Source organism: Bacillus sp. JJ1127 (assembly GCF_036965845.1).
Taxonomy (GTDB): domain Bacteria; phylum Bacillota; class Bacilli; order Bacillales; family Bacillaceae_G; genus Bacillus_A.
Window position 1 is genome coordinate 430 of sequence record NZ_JBALQK010000273.1, and the last position, 956, is coordinate 1,385.

The 956-nt window shown below is 36.7% G+C and carries 1 protein-coding gene; it reads right to left on the minus strand.

All coding sequences use genetic code 11. The annotated features are described in order from the left end of the window. Positions 1–72: 72 nt before the first annotated feature. Complete coding sequence (locus V7183_RS22125; RefSeq protein WP_097898983.1) at positions 73–795, minus strand: lipase family protein; 723 nt, start codon at positions 793–795, stop codon at positions 73–75. Positions 796–956 lie beyond the last annotated feature (161 nt).

Genomic DNA, 956 nt, shown 5'->3' on the forward strand with positions numbered 1-956 from the left:
TGTCGATTTTTCAATTTGTGCTTATATAGGTACAAAAAATATACTAGTATGTATTTTCCAAATGTTTCCGTTTCAAAAATGAGAAGTCAGACATGCCTTATATGTTGTAATAGCATGATTGTTGGTAATGGATTTTGTATTTTTTGTAAATGTCATATTGTGATGAACGTGTGTATATTCCCAGTCTTGTTCATTAAAATGTACTTTACGCGGGGGAAGAAGCGGAACGACATCAAATAAATTAACGAAGCGAAAGCTACTGGCTACTTGGAGTTTATAGTAGTTTCGAAAAGCGATATCTCCAACCTTTGGAGAAGCGAAGCTATAGAGACCGTATTGTGCAAACGCAGTGTTAACGCGTGCATCTAATATGTGCAGTGTAGCAAGTGCCCCGCCTAAACTATGCCCTGTAGCAAGAAGCTTTTTATGAGATGGTAAAGAGACAAGTATATCCATAATTGTATCGCGGCAAGACTCATAGATAGAGAGAAAGCCGTTATGAACGTTCCCGCTATTTAAGGCGTATGGATACGGTTTTTGGTTTACAAGTGAATCGATAATCCAATCTGGATCTGTTTGTGTTCCGCGAAAGGCGACAATGATGGTATCGTCAGATTCTAAGATGAAGCCAAACCATTCTGTTGTTTGAATCGCTTTTCCTTGAAAGCCTTGTACATATTGAAACCCATCAGGTATTTGGAAAACTCCATTTTGTTTATATTGTTCATATGTTAACTCGCAGCAAGAAGCTAACAATATGGCAGTATCTTTGTCAAAGGACAAAGGAGCACGCATCTAGGAAGCCCTCCTCAAGAAAAAAGTATAGTTCAATATATGAGTTAAAGGGGGGAATCATTCTTTGAGGAGCTGTAAAACAAAGTAAGATAAATGGAGTATTATATAATTCAGAACGGTATGTACAGTTTTAAAATAGAAAAAGATAAAGTGAAACTTTA